This window comes from Enterococcus sp. PF1-24, assembly GCF_029893325.1.
Taxonomy (GTDB): domain Bacteria; phylum Bacillota; class Bacilli; order Lactobacillales; family Enterococcaceae; genus HY326.
In genome coordinates, this window is the sequence record NZ_JARXWL010000064.1 from 1 (window position 1) to 3185 (window position 3185).

Genomic DNA, 3185 nt, shown 5'->3' on the forward strand with positions numbered 1-3185 from the left:
TTTTGTTCATTGAAAACTGAATACTGAAGTAAAGAAATCAAAACAAACCGAGAACACCGCGTTGAAGATTAGTGTAAAAACTAATTCATGAGTTTATTAATTAAACGTTCAATTGCTTATTTTTTTCTTGACTAACCTTCTATCGCTAGAAGAAGTGGTCAAAACCCAACCGCAAGGTTGATAAGGTTAAGTGAATAAGGGCGCACGGTGGATGCCTTGGCACTAGGAGCCGATGAAGGACGGGACTAACACCGATATGCTTTGGGGAGCTGTAAGTAAGCTTTGATCCAGAGATTTCCGAATGGGGGAACCCAGCATCTTTAATAGGATGTTACAAACAAGTGAATACATAGCTTGTTTGAGGTAAACGCAGAGAACTGAAACATCTAAGTACCTGCAGGAAGATAAAGAAAATTCGATTCCCTGAGTAGCGGCGAGCGAAACGGGACCAGCCCAAACCAATGAGCTTGCTCATTGGGGTTGTAGGACTCCGATATGGTAGTTTTTTCAGATAGCCGAATGACGTGGGAAAGTCAGTCAAAGAGGGTGAGAACCCCGTAGGCGAAATTTGGAAGACACCTAGGAGGATCCTGAGTACGGCGGAACACGAGGAATTCCGTCGGAATCCGGGAGGACCATCTCCCAAGGCTAAATACTACCTAGTGACCGATAGTGAACCAGTACCGTGAGGGAAAGGTGAAAAGCACCCCGGAAGGGGAGTGAAATAGAACCTGAAACCGTGTGCCTACAACAAGTTAAAGCCCGTTAATGGGTGATAGCGTGCCTTTTGTAGAATGAACCGGCGAGTTACGATTACATGCGAGGTTAAGTTGAAGAGACGGAGCCGCAGCGAAAGCGAGTCTGAATAGGGCGAATGAGTATGTGGTCGTAGACCCGAAACCATGTGATCTACCCATGTCCAGGTTGAAGGTGCGGTAAAACGCACTGGAGGACCGAACCCACGTACGTTGAAAAGTGCGGGGATGAGGTGTGGGTAGCGGAGAAATTCCAAACGAACTTGGAGATAGCTGGTTCTCTCCGAAATAGCTTTAGGGCTAGCCTCGGAATTAAGAATGATGGAGGTAGAGCACTGTTTGGACTAGGGGCCCATCTCGGGTTACCGAATTCAGATAAACTCCGAATGCCATTCATTTATATCCGGGAGTCAGACTGTGAGTGATAAGATCCATAGTCGAAAGGGAAACAGCCCAGACCACCAGCTAAGGTCCCAAAATATATGTTAAGTGGAAAAGGATGTGGGGTTGCACAGACAACTAGGATGTTGGCTCAGAAGCAGCCACCATTTAAAGAGTGCGTAATAGCTCACTAGTCGAGTGACCCTGCGCCGAAAATGTACCGGGGCTAAACATATTACCGAAGCTGTGGATTGCACGTAAGTGCAATGGTAGGAGAGCGTTCTAAGGGCGGTGAAGGCAGATCGTGAGGACTGCTGGAGCGCTTAGAAGTGAGAATGCCGGTATGAGTAGCGAAAGACGGGTGAGAATCCCGTCCACCGTATGACTAAGGTTTCCTGGGGAAGGCTCGTCCGCCCAGGGTTAGTCGGGACCTAAGCCGAGGCCGACAGGCGTAGGCGATGGACAACAGGTTGATATTCCTGTACTCGTTAACTTTGTTTGAACAAAGGAGGGACGCAGGAGGCTAAGGAATGCAGACGACTGGAAGTGTCTGTCCAAGCAGTAAGTCTTAAGTGGAGTTAAATGCTTCATTTTCTAAGGACAAGCTGTGATGGGGAGGGAAATAAAAGTACCGAAGTTCCTGATGTCACACTGCCAAGAAAAGCTTCTAGTTAGAAGTTAACGACCCGTACCGTAAACCGACACAGGTAGTCGAGGAGAGTATCCTAAGGTGAGCGAGCGAACTCTCGTTAAGGAACTCGGCAAAATGACCCCGTAACTTCGGGAGAAGGGGTGCTGCTCGTAAGAGCAGCCGCAGTGAATAGGCCCAAGCGACTGTTTATCAAAAACACAGGTCTCTGCAAAATCGTAAGATGAAGTATAGGGGCTGACGCCTGCCCGGTGCTGGAAGGTTAAGAGGAGTGCTTAGCGTAAGCGAAGGTACGAATTGAAGCCCCAGTAAACGGCGGCCGTAACTATAACGGTCCTAAGGTAGCGAAATTCCTTGTCGGGTAAGTTCCGACCCGCACGAAAGGCGTAACGATTTGGGCACTGTCTCAACGAGAGACTCGGTGAAATTTTAGTACCTGTGAAGATGCAGGTTACCCGCGACAGGACGGAAAGACCCCATGGAGCTTTACTGTAGTTTGATATTGAGTGTCTGTACCGCATGTACAGGATAGGTAGGAGCCAAAGAGACCGGGACGCTAGTTTCGGTGGAGGCAATGGTGGGATACTACCCTTGTGTTATGGCCACTCTAACCCGCAGCCCTAATCGGGCTGGGAGACAGTGTCAGATGGGCAGTTTGACTGGGGCGGTCGCCTCCTAAAAGGTAACGGAGGCGCCCAAAGGTTCCCTCAGAATGGTTGGAAATCATTCGCAGAGTGTAAAGGCAGAAGGGAGCTTGACTGCGAGACCTACAAGTCGAGCAGGGACGAAAGTCGGGCTTAGTGATCCGGTGGTTCCGCATGGAAGGGCCATCGCTCAACGGATAAAAGCTACCCTGGGGATAACAGGCTTATCTCCCCCAAGAGTCCACATCGACGGGGAGGTTTGGCACCTCGATGTCGGCTCGTCGCATCCTGGGGCTGTAGTCGGTCCCAAGGGTTGGGCTGTTCGCCCATTAAAGCGGCACGCGAGCTGGGTTCAGAACGTCGTGAGACAGTTCGGTCCCTATCCGTCGCGGGCGTTGGAAATTTGAGAGGAGCTGTCCTTAGTACGAGAGGACCGGGATGGACTTACCGCTGGTGTACCAGTTGTTCTGCCAAGGGCATTGCTGGGTAGCTATGTAGGGAAGGGATAAACGCTGAAAGCATCTAAGTGTGAAGCCCACCTCAAGATGAGATTTCCCATTTCTTTAAGAAAGTAAGATCCCTGAGAGAAGATCAGGTAGATAGGTCAGGAGTGGAAGTGTAGCGATACATGGAGCGGACTGATACTAATCGATCGAGGACTTAACCAAAGAATGGAAGAAAAGAACGAACTCGGAAGAGTTTTGATAGACAATACTTCAGATTCAGTTTTGAGTGAGCGAAAGCAAAAACTCAATA

Annotated in this window: 1 rRNA gene; it reads left to right on the top strand. The window is 49.3% G+C overall.

Annotated elements, in window-relative coordinates:
• Positions 1-184 precede the first annotated feature (184 nt).
• Positions 185-3097 (top strand): 23S ribosomal RNA (locus M2139_RS14170).
• The last annotated feature ends 88 nt before the right edge of the window (positions 3098-3185 follow it).